The organism is Pseudomonas sivasensis, assembly GCF_052938085.1.
On the sequence record NZ_CP176442.1, the window covers coordinates 5,564,144 to 5,577,426 of the forward strand.

14 protein-coding genes are annotated in these 13,283 nt (G+C 60.0%); 9 read left to right on the top strand and 5 right to left on the bottom strand.

The features are described from left to right. The first annotated feature begins 27 nt into the window (after positions 1-27). Positions 28-906 carry a DMT family transporter gene (locus ACKZ62_RS25730; RefSeq protein ID WP_447096014.1) on the top strand — a complete coding sequence of 293 codons (879 nt, stop codon included), beginning with the start codon at positions 28-30 and terminating at the stop codon, positions 904-906. On the opposite strand, the gene ACKZ62_RS25735 is transcribed toward ACKZ62_RS25730, so the two are convergent. After that, positions 903-1,793: an esterase/lipase family protein gene (locus tag ACKZ62_RS25735; protein WP_447096015.1), complete on the bottom strand. Its 891-nt coding sequence runs from the start codon at positions 1,791-1,793 to the stop codon at positions 903-905. The genes ACKZ62_RS25730 and ACKZ62_RS25735 overlap by 4 nt on opposite strands. A gap of 175 nt (positions 1,794-1,968) precedes the next feature. Between ACKZ62_RS25735 and ACKZ62_RS25740 the strand changes: the two genes are divergently transcribed. Continuing rightward, positions 1,969-2,499, top strand: a complete 531-nt coding sequence (locus tag ACKZ62_RS25740) for a ferritin-like domain-containing protein (protein WP_032890557.1) — start codon at positions 1,969-1,971, stop codon at positions 2,497-2,499. A 109-nt stretch (positions 2,500-2,608) separates the two neighbouring features. Here the strand turns inward: ACKZ62_RS25740 and ACKZ62_RS25745 are convergent, their stop codons facing one another. Next, the gene (locus ACKZ62_RS25745) at positions 2,609-4,678 is read right to left on the bottom strand and encodes an AsmA family protein (protein WP_447096016.1); all 2,070 of its coding nucleotides are present in this window, start codon (positions 4,676-4,678) and stop codon (positions 2,609-2,611) included. Positions 4,679-5,023: 345 nt separating this feature from the next. Between ACKZ62_RS25745 and ACKZ62_RS25750 the strand changes: the two genes are divergently transcribed. Next, on the top strand, positions 5,024-5,395 hold the full coding sequence (locus tag ACKZ62_RS25750; RefSeq protein ID WP_032890553.1) for a hypothetical protein: 372 nt from the start codon (positions 5,024-5,026) through the stop codon (positions 5,393-5,395). A 153-nt stretch (positions 5,396-5,548) separates the two neighbouring features. Continuing rightward, a complete protein-coding gene (locus ACKZ62_RS25755; protein ID WP_032890551.1) occupies positions 5,549-6,181 on the top strand; it encodes a TetR family transcriptional regulator in 633 nt (210 codons plus the stop codon). A gap of 5 nt (positions 6,182-6,186) precedes the next feature. Here ACKZ62_RS25755 and ACKZ62_RS25760 read toward each other — a convergent pair whose 3' ends face one another. Further along, positions 6,187-6,717, bottom strand: coding sequence for a C40 family peptidase (locus ACKZ62_RS25760; RefSeq protein ID WP_447096017.1), 531 nt, complete (start codon positions 6,715-6,717; stop codon positions 6,187-6,189). A gap of 341 nt (positions 6,718-7,058) precedes the next feature. Between ACKZ62_RS25760 and ureE the strand changes: the two genes are divergently transcribed. From ureE to ACKZ62_RS25785, 5 genes are all read left to right on the top strand, one after another. Then, the gene (ureE, locus tag ACKZ62_RS25765) at positions 7,059-7,559 is read left to right on the top strand and encodes an urease accessory protein UreE (protein ID WP_447096018.1); all 501 of its coding nucleotides are present in this window, start codon (positions 7,059-7,061) and stop codon (positions 7,557-7,559) included. Then, complete coding sequence (locus ACKZ62_RS25770; protein WP_099602069.1) at positions 7,556-8,230, top strand: urease accessory protein UreF; 675 nt, start codon at positions 7,556-7,558, stop codon at positions 8,228-8,230. The genes ureE and ACKZ62_RS25770 overlap by 4 nt, the downstream gene beginning before the upstream one ends. Before the next feature lie 24 nt (positions 8,231-8,254). Further along, positions 8,255-8,872, top strand: coding sequence for an urease accessory protein UreG (ureG, locus tag ACKZ62_RS25775; protein WP_032890544.1), 618 nt, complete (start codon positions 8,255-8,257; stop codon positions 8,870-8,872). Positions 8,873-8,894: 22 nt separating this feature from the next. Beyond that, positions 8,895-9,467, top strand: a complete 573-nt coding sequence (locus ACKZ62_RS25780) for a HupE/UreJ family protein (RefSeq protein ID WP_095186053.1) — start codon at positions 8,895-8,897, stop codon at positions 9,465-9,467. A gap of 163 nt (positions 9,468-9,630) precedes the next feature. After that, positions 9,631-10,749 carry an AGE family epimerase/isomerase gene (locus tag ACKZ62_RS25785; RefSeq protein ID WP_095186054.1) on the top strand — a complete coding sequence of 373 codons (1,119 nt, stop codon included), beginning with the start codon at positions 9,631-9,633 and terminating at the stop codon, positions 10,747-10,749. On the opposite strand, the gene ACKZ62_RS25790 is transcribed toward ACKZ62_RS25785, so the two are convergent. Together ACKZ62_RS25790 and ACKZ62_RS25795 are read right to left on the bottom strand one after the other, a co-directional pair. Next, positions 10,721-11,626 carry a cation diffusion facilitator family transporter gene (locus ACKZ62_RS25790; RefSeq protein ID WP_095186055.1) on the bottom strand — a complete coding sequence of 302 codons (906 nt, stop codon included), beginning with the start codon at positions 11,624-11,626 and terminating at the stop codon, positions 10,721-10,723. The genes ACKZ62_RS25785 and ACKZ62_RS25790 overlap by 29 nt on opposite strands. 204 nt (positions 11,627-11,830) lie before the next feature. Then, the gene (locus tag ACKZ62_RS25795) at positions 11,831-12,595 is read right to left on the bottom strand and encodes an SDR family oxidoreductase (protein WP_032890536.1); all 765 of its coding nucleotides are present in this window, start codon (positions 12,593-12,595) and stop codon (positions 11,831-11,833) included. Positions 12,596-13,283: the final 688 nt, after the last annotated feature.

Here is a 13,283-nt window from a genome sequence, read left to right on the forward strand (position 1 = left end):
CTTCATCAACACACTTGGTTTCTTTCGATGCAGTACGCGTATCCCCTGCTGGCCATTTTTATCTGGGCCGGCAACACCGTGGTCAACAAACTGGCCGTGGGCTCGATTTTCCCGTCGGAGATCGGTTTTTACCGCTGGCTGCTGGCGGCGCTACTGTTCACGCCGTTCATGCTCAAGCCGGTGATCGCTCACCGGGCGCAGATCCGCCCGAATCTGGGCAAGATCGTCATCCTCGGCGTGCTGGGCATGGCCGTGTACCAAAGCCTGGCGTATTACGCCGCCTCCCTGACCACCGCCACCAACATGGGCATCATCCTGTCGCTGATGCCGTTGATGGCCCTGACGGCAGCCATCATCAGCCTCGGCCAACGCCTGACCTTCGGCGCACTCACCGGGGCTGTGCTGTCGTTTGCCGGCGTGGTCGTGGTGGTGTCGTCCGGCAGCCTGGGCGCGCTGTTGCAACACGGGGTCAACCTGGGCGACGCCATGATGCTGGTCGCCACCCTGGCCTACGCGGTCTACAGCACCTTGCTGAAAAAATGGCAGCTGCGCCTGCCGCCGTTGGTGTTGCTGTATTTGCAGATACTGGTGGCGGTGGTGGTGTTGTTTCCGCTGTTCCTGTTCTCGGCCAAAACCGGCCTGGGCTGGGCAAATATCCCACTGGTGCTGTACGCGTGTTTACTGGCGTCGATGCTCGCGCCGTTGGCGTGGATGCACTCGGTGAAGACCTTGGGACCAAGCCGTACCACGCTGTTTTTCAACCTGCTGCCGTTGATTACCGCGTTGATTGCGGCGGTGGTATTGAAGGAGGAGCTGGCGTGGTATCACCTGGTGGGCGGTTTGCTGACCTTGGGCGGGGTAGTCTTGTCGGAGCGCTGGACCACACCGGTGCGCCGCCTGGCTTAAACACCCGCCGCTTTCAAGCGCCGGGCATGCTCCACAAACAATCGGATCGGCTCGGCGCCCTTGCCCACCAGCCCCATGGACTGATTGACGATATCAAAATGGTCCAGGGCAAAATCATCACCAATCACCGTGCCCAGGTGTGAGCTGTAGCGCCCGACCATGCCATCACACTGGCCCTTTTCCCGCACAAAGCTGCGGGCGAACAAGCGGCAACTGCGGTGGGTACCATCAAACAAATTACGGCCCCGATCCGTGATGCCCGGCTGCAACGTGCCGGACCACGAGTAATAGCGCACGCCGTTGACCACCTCCGCCCCCTGCCCGCCCCATGTCTCGGGTAAGCCTTGGGGATAACGGCGATTGAACAAAGCCACACCTTCACTGGTGAGGGAATGGTGAGACGCCTGCAGATCCGCTTTAAAGCGCGGCCCGCGATAACCGGTTTCCAGCACACCCATCACCCAGGCGACCAGGTGAAACAGCGCGCTCATGATCCGGCCCTTGGCGCCGTCGATGGGGTAATGGAGGTGGATATGGTCCGCCAGCTCAGAACCGTGGTTCGGCCCCGCCACCGAAGTCACCGACGCCACCCAATCCGGGCGCAGGGCTGCTGCATAGCGCGCAGTCAGTGAGCCTTGGCTATGGCCGATCAAGTTGACCTTTTTGGCCCCAGTCTCGCGGCGTATGCGCTCGATCTGCACCAGCAGTTGCTCGCCACGCACCTCGCTGGAGTCCAGCGGTGCCACCTGTATCGGGAATACCTGAGCCCCACCAGCCCGCAAAGCCGGGACGATGCCATACCAGTAGGGGAAAAACCCGATGCGCACAAATCCGAGCATGCCGGGCACCAATACCAGGGGATAGCGTGTGGCCAACGACTGTGACATGAAGCGAATATCCTCGCAGCGCGTTTGATGCAATGCAGCCTAGCCCAGTTGCAAGTCGGGCTCGTGACGCGCGAGGTAAATCCGATAAAACTTTTTGCGCTGCCCGGCACTCACAACTTGGAGCGATCACGCCGACAGAGCGTGGCGTAACCCGGATTAGCCCCAGGAGATTGAGATGACTGAAGCAAACTTGACCGACGTTGCGACCCTGCGCAGCCGAGCCCGCCAGAACGTCGAAAACGGTGCCGTGACCGAAGGCTACGACGCCGACCGCGAAGAAATTATCCGCCTGCTCAACGCGTCGCTGGCCACCGAGCTGGTGTGCGTGCTGCGCTACAAGCGCCACTACTTCATGGCCAGCGGCGTTAAAGCAGCCGTCGCCGCAGAGGAATTTCTGGAGCACGCCACCCAGGAAGCCGAACATGCCGACAAACTGGCCGAGCGCATCGTGCAGCTGGGCGGCGAGCCGGAGTTCAACCCCGATCTGTTGTCGAAGAACTCCCACGCGCAGTACGTGGCCGGTAACAGCTTGAAGGAAATGGTCTACGAAGACCTGGTCGCCGAGCGCATCGCGGTGGACAGCTACCGCGAGATCATCCAGTACATCGGCGACAAAGACCCGACCACTCGCCGCCTGTTTGAGGAGATCCTCGCTCAGGAAGAAGAGCATGCGGACGATATGGCCGACATCCTCGAAAGTCTTTAAATAGCGTAAATCCCATGTGGGAGGGGGCTTGCTCCCGATAGCGGTGATTCAGTCTCAGAGGTACTGACTGACATACCGTTATCGGGGGCAAGCCCCCTCCCACATTTGGTTAGCCTTTAACGGTCTTCGGCGCCTTGCCTTCTTTCATCTGCTGCAGCAGCGGCGCGCACTCATTGGGCTCGCCACCACTTGGGGCGACCAACGCAAGCAAGCCGGCAGCAGGCCCCGCGATCACGCCCAGCGCCACCATGCCCGCGCCGCGCAGGGCTAATGGAATGGCCTTGACCCCGGCATTCGGCTTGATAAACGGCCCGTTCACATACAGCGGCGAGCGCAGGGAGAAGAGACGGAAGCCTTTGGATTCCGGGGTGACCGTCAGGTCCAACTGCTCAGTCGCCATGTTCGCGGTGCCATCGATGTAGATGATGGCGTTCTCGGTATCGAACACAAACAGCCGCGTAGTCGCCAAGCCGGTCTTGATGCCGAAATCCGCGGCGGCACAGTTGATCTTCACTTCCCTATCGCCGAACAAGCGGCCCACCACGTAGTTGCCCACGTTGAGCCCGGCGATTTCCATCAGGCCACGGCTGATGGCGCCGTCGTTGATCAGCATCTTCAGGTCACCATTGGAACTGCCCAGCAGCGCCGCGACGGAGTTACCTCGCCCGGCAATATCGGCGTCACCGTTGAGTTCACCGAAGCTGGTTTTCATCGGCTCGAAGCTCGGAAACAGTTGCTTGAGCTTGAAATTGCGCGCGGTCAATTTGGCGCGACCTTCCATCGGTGTGATGCGGCCATTCAGGCGAATCTGCGCATCGAGCTTGCCACCAGCGACGCCGAAACGCAGTGGTTCCAGGCTCAGCTCGCCGTCGTTGAGCACCAGATGGGTATAAAGATCGGTAAAGGGTAATTCGGCACTGTGCACGATACGTTTACCGGTGAATTCCACATCGGCATCCATGTCGCGCCAGCGTTCGGTGCGGAACTCTTCCACCGGCAGCACTTTGGTCGCCGGCTGTTTGCTTTCGCCGCCACGGGCCTTTTGCTTGGCGTTGGAGTCGGCGCCGATCAAGGGTGCGAGGTCAGTCATCAGCAACTGGTTGGACACCAGCGCGCCGCTGAGCTTGGGCCGTGGCTGGCTGGCGACGTAGGCGAGGTTGCCGTGAATGTCGCTGTTGCCGATCTTGCCGTTGAAGTTGTCGTAGCGGAAAGATGCGCCGCTGGAATCGTGCAGCTTGGCGATCAAGTGGCCGTCGGTGGCGTAGGCCGGCGAGTCCGGCAGCGTGACGCCGGTCAGTGGATACAGGTTGCCCAGGCTGCTGCCGGACAGCTTAAGGCGCAGGTCAAGAGCGCCGAGGTTGAGCGGGTCGGTCAGGGTGCCAGCCAGGGCGATGTTGGTGTCAGCGATCTTGACTTGGGCCTGTAGCGGGAACGGCTTGGCCGCATCCTGCAGGGCCAGCAGGCCGCCTATCTTGCCGGTGCCGTCGAGCTTCTGGCCGTGATACTGGCCTTTGACCTTGAGGGCGAACGCATAGTCCTGGGGCGCCGAGCCTTTCTCCAGAGCCTTCTTGGCATCGGCATCGCCGACGATTTCACCGAAGGGAATCGGTTTGCCCAAGGGGTCAATGATCACGTCGAGCTGGGTCTTGAGGGTCTGGTCATCCAGCGTCACGTGGCCTTTGTCAAAGCCGATGGCACCGATGTCCACCACCCAGTTGGAGGGTTCGGCATTGGGGTCTTTAGGGTCGAACGTGAAGGTCCAGTTGGCGCGACCATCAGCCAGGCGCTGTAACTCTGCAGTCGGTTCGGTGAGATCGATACGCGGGATAACCACACGCTGTGCCAGCAGAGCCAGGGGCGAAATACGCAGCTCGGCTTTCTTCAACGAAACCATCTGCGGTTTTTTCGACCAGTCCGGGTTACCCAGGGTCAAGTCTTCGGCAATCACATGAGGCCACGGTACCCAGGCACGCCAGCCGCCTTCATCGGGCTCTCGCTGCCACACCACGGCGAGGTTGCCGTTGATGGCAAACGGGCGATGCAGTTCTTCGGAGACTTTGGCATTGAGGGGCGGTTTGATGCGATTCCAGTCAAAAAACACCAGGACCAGGACTGCAACGGCGATTAACAGAACGAAGCTGGCGCAGCTCCAAGCGACGATTTTACGAGTGCGCGTCATTGCACAGGACTCCTCAACACGAATAGCTGAACTACAGCTCATAAGAGTACGACTGGCAAACCGTCCGGGGGTTTAACCCAGTGGTCAATTTAGTCGCAAAAAGCCATTTTCCTGATCGATCAGACAAATCCAATCATCAACGGCGCACCATTGTTACCCAGGTTCGTGTCGAAAATACCCACCACGGTGCAAAACCGCGTGCTTGAGAGGTCCGGTCTAGAGCCTCTGCGAGGAACAATCAATTCTGTTGATTATTACCATTGTGTTTATGAACTTTTATATCGACATATCGAGAGTAGCATTAGCCCTGTACCCACTTTATCGCCCTCCCAAGGAGCAACCATCATGAAACGCCAAGTACTCGCTACCGTCCTGTTGTCCATCATGGCTTCCAGCGCCTTTGCCCTGCCAGCCGCCGAACAAGTGACCCCACAAGTCAAAGCCGACGCCGTGCACGCCAGCCAAACCCTGGCCCGCAGCGGTTCGCAAGAAGAAGATAGCCGTGACTACGCCAAAGGCGCTGTTGCAGAAAACGGTTCGGATCAGATCAGCAAACGCGCTCACGCCGAAGGCCTGACCGAAAACGGTCGCGATCGCCTGCAAGAGAAAGGTCTGGTTGAAGACGGTGCCGATCAAATCAGCAAGCGCGCTTACACTGAAGGTGTTGCCGAAGACGGTTCTGATCGCCTGAAAGAACAAAACCAAGCACAGAGCTAACCCTGTGGTAGCCCAGAAAAAAGCCCGATCACCCGACCGGGCTTTTTGACTTTTTGTAGAACCTGTCACGCAACGCGCCCCCGCCAAGTTCGACGCCAACAGAGCTGTTTTGCTAGAGTGCGTCGCTGTACTTGCCGACAAAGCCCCCCGCCCATGCTGCCCCGCGCCGAACAGAAGCAACAGACCCGCCTTGCCTTGATGGACGCTGCCCGCCATCTGATGGAGTGTGGCCGTGGGTTTGGCAGCCTGAGCCTGCGTGAAGTAGCCAAGACGGCCGGCATCGTTCCCACTGGTTTCTATCGCCATTTTGCCGATATGGACCAACTTGGACTTGTCTTGGTGAGTGAGGTTGGCCAGACCTTTCGCGCTACCATCCGCCTGGTGCGCCACAACGAATTCGTGATGGGCGGCATTATCGACGCCTCGGTGCGGATCTTTCTCGATGTGGTCTCAGCCAACCGTTCGCAATTCTTGTTCCTGGCCCGCGAGCAATACGGTGGCTGCCTGGCCGTGCGCCAAGCCATCAGCGCCCTGCGCGAAGACATCACCCGCGACCTGGCGGCGGACCTGACGCAGATGCCCAAGTTGCAGCACCTGGACCCCGATGGCCTGCATGTGATGGCCGACCTTATCGTCAAAAGCGTGTTTGCCACCCTGCCCGATATCATCGACCCGCCGGCTCATGCTTTGCCGGCTCACCTCACGCCCCAGGCGAAAATCACCCAGCAACTGCGCTTTATCTTCATCGGCCTCAAGCACTGGCAGGGCCTGGGCAGTACCGAGTAAACCGGTCACCCGGCCGAATGGAAACGCTTGGCGGTGGTGTAGTTTTTGCTCCAATAGCGATTGCTCAGTGAATCGATACGCACCGTCTTACCGGTTCGGGGTGAGTGAATGAATTTGCCCTCGCCTATATAGAGGCCGACATGGCTGACCTGACCGCGCCCATTACCTTTGAAAAACACGGCATCCCCAGGTTTCAGCGCATGACGCTTGATCGTCATCGCATTTGAACGGTGCATTGCCGCCGTGGTGCGGGGAATACGGATATTGGCCTGGGTCTTGAACAGATAAACCAGAAAGCTACTGCAATCGAACCCCTGCTCTACCGTGCTCCCTCCCCACTTATAGGGTGTGCCCAGCAACTCATGGGCACGGTCGATCACATCGTTGATGGACGGTTTGGACGGCAAGGCCTGTAGGGCTTGCAGGGGAGTGCTGGCCGCGATCGGAGCCACCGCACGCTTTTGGACATTGGCCGAAGATGAGGGCGTAACCAGATAAAGACTGAACACGAATAAACACAAAATTGATCGAAACATGATGGAACCCGTCGTGAATGTTTAGCACGCGGCGAATCCTAAAGATCCTGCGCGTAAGCCGACGAACTCCAAATCCTCAACTCTCGTAGGACTAGTCCGAAAACACCCATAAACGAAAAGGACGAAAGGAACTTCATACACGCCGCATCGCCCTCGACGCCAAAACGCCCCTCTTTGGCGCTATAAACGCGGCAACGCACCAATTTGAAACACTCCCACCAAGCACTAACGCCCTATTCGGTAGCACTCCCCCGCGTACCGACAGAGATTTCCTACATCAACCCGTGATTGGCAAGCCACTTGCTCTAGCTGTTTCATCGCTCATAGCTGGAAGCTTCCTGATGCTGGTGATCCACCGCCGAATCGCCCCCCAAGCCCTCTGGGCCGCTGAGTTGCTGCTGACTTTCGAAGCGCGCAGCAAGAGCCGCCTGCGCTGTTTCAGTGCTGACGGCGAAGACGTTGGCCTGTTCCTGGAGCGCGGCCAGCCGCCGTTGCACGATGGCGAATGCCTACAGGCTGAAGACGGACGTGTCGTACGTGTATGCGCACGGCCTGAACAACTGCTGCACGTCACGTGCGCCAATGCCTTTGAACTGACACGTGCTGCCTATCACCTCGGCAACCGCCATGTGGCGTTGCAGGTTGGGGATGGCTGGCTACGCCTGCTCGACGACTACGTGCTCAAGGCCATGCTTGAACAGCTGGGCGCCACCACGCAGACCCTCGAAGCGCCATTCCAGCCGGAGCACGGCGCCTATGGCGGCGGCCATCATCATTCGCGCCATGGCGATGAAGATTTCAACTATCCGCCCAAGCTGCACCAGTTCGGCGTGCGTTTATGAACCCAGCCTGGGCGTTGCTGCGTCTGGCCAGTCCGCAATTGCCGATTGGCGGCTACAGCTATTCCCAAGGGCTGGAAATGGCCGTGGAGAACGGCCGCGTGAAGGATGCGGCCAGCGCCCGCCGTTGGATCAGCGACCAGTTGCTGCTGAACTTGGCACGTTTCGAAGCACCGTTGCTGCTCGCCCATTGCCGCGCCGCTGCCGCCGAGGATTGGCCGACACTCTCGCAACTGTGCGAAGAGCACCAAGCCAGCCGCGAGACCCGCGAGCTGTATCAAGAGAGCCGCCAGATGGGCTACTCCCTGCAACAACTGCTCAACGGTCTGCCGGAACTGGACAGCCAGGCCCGCACCTTTCTTGAGCAACGCAGCGAACCTCATCTGGCTCTGGGCTGGGCCCTGGCCGCACGCGCCTGGACCATCAACCCCGACGACGCCCTCGCCGCCTGGCTGTGGAGCTGGTTGGAAAACCAATTGGCGGTGCTGATGAAAACCCTGCCCTTGGGCCAACAAGCCGCCCAGCGCCTGACCAGTGAACTGCTGCCGCTGCTGCAACAAGCCCAGCAGGACGCGGGCCGCGTCGACCCCCACCATTTCGGCAGCGCAGCGTTCGGCCTGTCACTGGCGTGCATGGCCCACGAGCGCCAATACAGCCGCCTGTTCCGTTCCTAGGAGCTCTTTATTTTGGAGAAGCAAATGAACACACAACCCCTGCGCGTCGGCATCGGCGGCCCGGTCGGCTCCGGCAAAACCGCCCTGACCCTTGCCCTGTGCCTCGCGCTGCGCGACCGCTACAACCTGGCAGTGGTCACCAACGACATCTACACCCGCGAAGACGCCGACTTCTTGGTACGTAACGAGGCCCTGGCGCCCGAACGCATCATCGGCGTGGAAACCGGCGGCTGCCCGCACACGGCCATCCGAGAAGACGCCTCGATCAACCTGGAAGCGGTGGACCAACTCAACCGTCGCTTCCCGGGCCTGGACCTGATCCTGGTGGAGTCCGGCGGCGATAACCTGTCGGCCACGTTCAGCCCGGAGTTGTCAGACCTGACCATCTACGTGATCGATGTCTCCGCTGGCGACAAACTGCCGCGCAAAGGCGGCCCAGGTATCTGCAAGTCAGACCTGCTGGTGATCAACAAGATCGACCTGGCGCCCCTGGTCGGCGCCTCGCTGGAGCTGATGAACAGCGACACCCAGCGCATGCGCAACGGCAAACCCTTTGTGTTCAGTAACCAGAAAACCGGCGTCGGCCTGGACGAGATCGTCGCTTTTATCGAGCGCCAGGGCCTGCTGACCACTGCCGCCTGATCAACCCATAAGGAACCTGTTTATGAGCCTCAACAAACTCTTCGCCGCCGCCGCTCTGCTGCTCGCCCCAGCTTTGGCTTTCGCTCACCCCGGCCACGGCGACAATGGCCTGATGGCCGGTATCAGCCACCCGCTGGGCGGCCTTGATCACCTGCTGGCCATGGTTGCAGTCGGCCTGTGGGCAGCCCAGCAAAAAGGCGCCGCCCGTTGGGCCCTGCCGTGCACCTTCGTCGGCACCATGTTGATCGGCGGCGTGCTGGGTTTTGAAGGGCTGGCATTACCCGCGCTGGAAAGCGGGATTGCCGCGTCGGTGCTGGCGCTGGGCCTGGCAGTAGCGCTGGCGGTGCGTCCACCACTGTTCATGGCTGTGGGCGCTACGGCGTTGTTTGCGCTGTTCCACGGGGTGGCGCATGGCCTGGAGCTGCCGGACATGTCCAGCCCTTGGACGTATGCGGCCGGTTTTGTCGGGGCAACTGCTGCGTTGCACGCTGCCGGCTATGCCGTGGTGCGGTTTCTGCCTGCGGCGGCGGCCCCGTTGGTGCGGGTTGCCGGTGCTGCTTCAGCGGCGACCGGGGTTTGGTTGCTCGCGGGCTGAGTTGCGGGGCTATTGAGGGCCTCATCGGCCCCCTCCACATTTTGATGCGTGAACACCTTCAAAGGTGGGAGGGGGCTTGCCCCCGATAGCGCTGGCACAGACACCACAGAACGCAAGCCTGCTACCATGCGCGCCTACACCCCTGCCGTGACGACGCCAGCCAATGCCCATCGCTTCCCAGCCCACGTTGAATTCTGTGCTCACCCACTTCCATACCTTGATCGTGCCGCTCTGGCAGGGCCCGGGCTGGAATGCCGAGTTGGCGTTGCCCTATGAGGCGCTGGATGCCGATCATCGGCCTTTGCCGCCGCAACGCTACCGCGCCATGGCCTGTGCTCGACAGCTGTACCTGTTCGCCAGTCTGATCGGCGAGCCCGGTGCTGCCTTTGCCGAAGAACGTGCCGCCGCGTTGTTCCGTTCCCTGCAACGGCACTTCCACGACGCCGAATACGGCGGCTGGTTCTACAGCGTCGACCCCGCCGGGCAACCGCTGGACAAGCGCAAAGACCTCTACACCCACGCCTTCATCATCTTCGCCTGCGCCCATTACTGGGCCAAAGTGCGCGAGCCGCTGGTGGAATCGGTACTCAATGCCGCCCTTGAAGTGGTCGCCGAGCGTTTCGCCACGGGCGATGGCCTGTATGAAGCGGTACTTGAACGTAACTGGTCTTCCCTCAAATCCGGCCCCCTGCAAAATCCCTTGATGCACCTGGCCGAGGGCTTCCTCGCCACCCTCGCCGTGCGTGAAGACGCCGACGTACAAGCGGCCCTGCTGGGCTTGGCGACGGCCATGCAGCAGCGCTTCATCGACCGCCAGCATGGGGTGATGATGGAAAAACCGCTGGGTGCTGTGGATAACTGGTTTGAGCCAGGGCATCAATTCGAGTGGTTCTTTTTACTGGAGTCGTCGCCCGCCTTACGCGGCACGCCGTTGCATGCCTCACTGACCCGGGCGTTTACCTACGCCGAGCAAAAGGGTGTGGATCCGTTAAGCGGCGCGGTCAGCGGCATGCTTGCCCTCGATGGCAGCGTGCGTGATGCCACCCAGCGTATCTGGGCCCAGGCCGAATACCTGCGGGCACTGACATTGCGGCCCGACAGCGAAGCGGTGCTGCAACGCCAATTGCTGGCGCTGCAACAGCATTTCCTGCATGAGAAAGGCTGGCATGAATGCCTGGATGCCAACGGCGCGGTGAGCCGACGGGATATGCCGTCGACCACGCCTTATCATCTGGCGACCTGCTATCAGGGCCTCACGCAATCCATTTACGGTCGCCCGTAAAACTGATCGTTAACCAGCGCGCCGCATCCGGCGTGCCGAGCCCTGTGGATATCTCTTCGCGCAACCTATCCAGGGTGGCGACGTTATCCACCGGGTAATCCGCCGGCAGCACCACGTGAATCTCGATAAACCGCGCCCGCCCGTGCTTTTGCACGTAGGACACGTAGTCGTCGAAACCATGCCTGGCGCGGACCGCATCCATGACTTCGCGAACCTTGTCGTCCAAATGGTCGGGGGCAATCCCCAGCACCTCGCGTAACGCTGGGCGCAGGATCTTGAAGGCCGGCGCCAGCATGCTCAGGGCCAGCAGGATCAGGATCAAGGGGTCCACATACACCGCCCACTCGCCATAGCCCTGGGACTTGAGCAACAGCGCGGCCAGAAAGCTGATCAGCAAGCCCACCGACAACATCGCGTCCACCAGCCAACTGATGTTATCGAACTGGATCAACGACGATTTGAGCGCGCGATTGCGATAGCGCACATAGAAGAAGTAGGCGAACTCAACGACGGTGAACACCGCCGCGTAGATGATCACCAGGCCCAACTCGATCTCGCGCCCGCCATTGATCATGCCGAACACACCGTTGAGGAATGCGTAGATGGCGATCAACAGCAGAAAGCTGCCTTCGATCAGCAGCACCAACGGCTCCAGGTGCCAGTAGCCGAACTGGAAGCGCGCGTTGCTTTTCTTGGCGATCAACTTGGCCGTGATCAGCATCAACACCTTGATGGCGGTGGCGATCAGCGAGAAAAAGCCGTCGAACAGAATAGATTGGGCGCCGGATATCACACCCGTGACAATGCCGGCGATCGCTACCGCGAACATCAGAATCGTCGATTGTTTGAGCAGTGCCTGCTCACCTCGGTTACTCACATTTCCTCCCGTCAAAACCTTTGAACCGCACGATGCGGTGGGGTTTTCAGGAGTGGAGTGTACCTTATGGCCTGTTTTGGCCGATTTGACGCCATCGGGAGCGAACCCCCTCCCACATGGGATTGGGTTCCCACGTTCCGACTTGTGAACACAGTCAAGTGTGAGAGGGGCTTGCTCCCGATGGCAGCGACGCGGTTTAAAGCCTTACTTACCGCCCCGCTCAATCGCAAACCCGGCCCAGGTCTGGCTCACCGGCATCAGCTCCAGGCGGTTGATGTTGACGTGCGCCGGCGTGTTCATCACCCAGAAGATGGTGTCGGCAATGTCCTGCGGCTGGATCGGCTCAGCGCCGGCATAGGTCGCGTCATAACGCGCCTGATCACCGCCGAAGCGCACCAGCGAGAATTCACTCTCACACAGGCCTGGCTCGATGTTCGTCACGCGCACGCCGGTGCCTTGCAGATCGCAACGCAAGTTCAGGGAGAACTGCTTCACAAACGCCTTGGAGCCGCCGTACACGTGGCTGCCAGGGTACGGGTAGTTACCGGCGATGGAGCCGAGGTTGATGATGCCGGCGCCACGGCCGTGGGCGATCAAGCGCGGCAGCAGCAGGTTGGTGGTGGTCAGCAGGCCCTTGATGTTGGTGTCGACCATGGTCTCCCAATCGTCGAGGCTGCACTTGGGCGCAGGATCAGTGCCCACGGCCAGGCCCGCGTTGTTGATCAGGCCACGCAGTTTGGCGAACGACGGCGGCAGACTGGCGATGGCGTCTTCCATGCCCTTGCGGTCACGCACGTCCACGACCAGGCCGTGCACTTCGGTCTGCTTGGAAAGCTCTTCAACCAAGGCATTCAAACGCTCGGCGCGGCGGCCAGTGAGCACCAGTTTCCAACCGGCTTCAGCAAAACGACGGGCGCAGGCTTCGCCAAAACCTGAAGTTGCGCCAGTAATAAACAGCGTGTCGGACATGGTGTTCTCCTTGCGGGCATCGGGAAAAAAACAGCCAGCAGAATGCCCTTACACCGCCGTCGCGGCAACCGCTAAGCACACCCTTTCATGCAAAGCTGATCACTTTTTGATCACATCAAGCAAAGCCTTATGAACCGTGGCCTGCAGCCATATGCGCGCAGGTTATCCACAGCTGCGCCCACAGTCTTTGGGGGCAAGTACAAAATACCGAAAGCCTCTGTGTACAAGGCCTGCAGCCGATTTTAGAAAGTTTTTTGCTTGACCTTGGCGAGGTCGTATGTAGGTCCATCGACAGAGTGGAAATCCGGACGATGGCTCCAGGCCAGTCATTCCGGCCTCTGCGGAGGTCTTTCCAGAGTTTAATCACAGACTTATCCACAGGCTGAAGGGTCATATTTCGGTCATATACCTGTGTCTTTAAACAGGTTGACAAACCCCTTGGCCGGTCGCCAAAAAGCCGCTGATCAAAAAACAACCACAACGCTGTAAGCCACGGTTTTAAAGGCGTTCAGGCAGGTACTCCCACGTTACCCACAGCCGGTTCCACAGTGGATGGGGACAAGTCAAAAGCGTGACAAAACAGGTATTTGCGGCGGCTATATGTCGCGCTTTGGAGGGGGGCTGGATTTGTTTTCCACAATTTGGGATCGGCCTTATGAACACCGTAAAACAAATGTGGGAGCGGGCC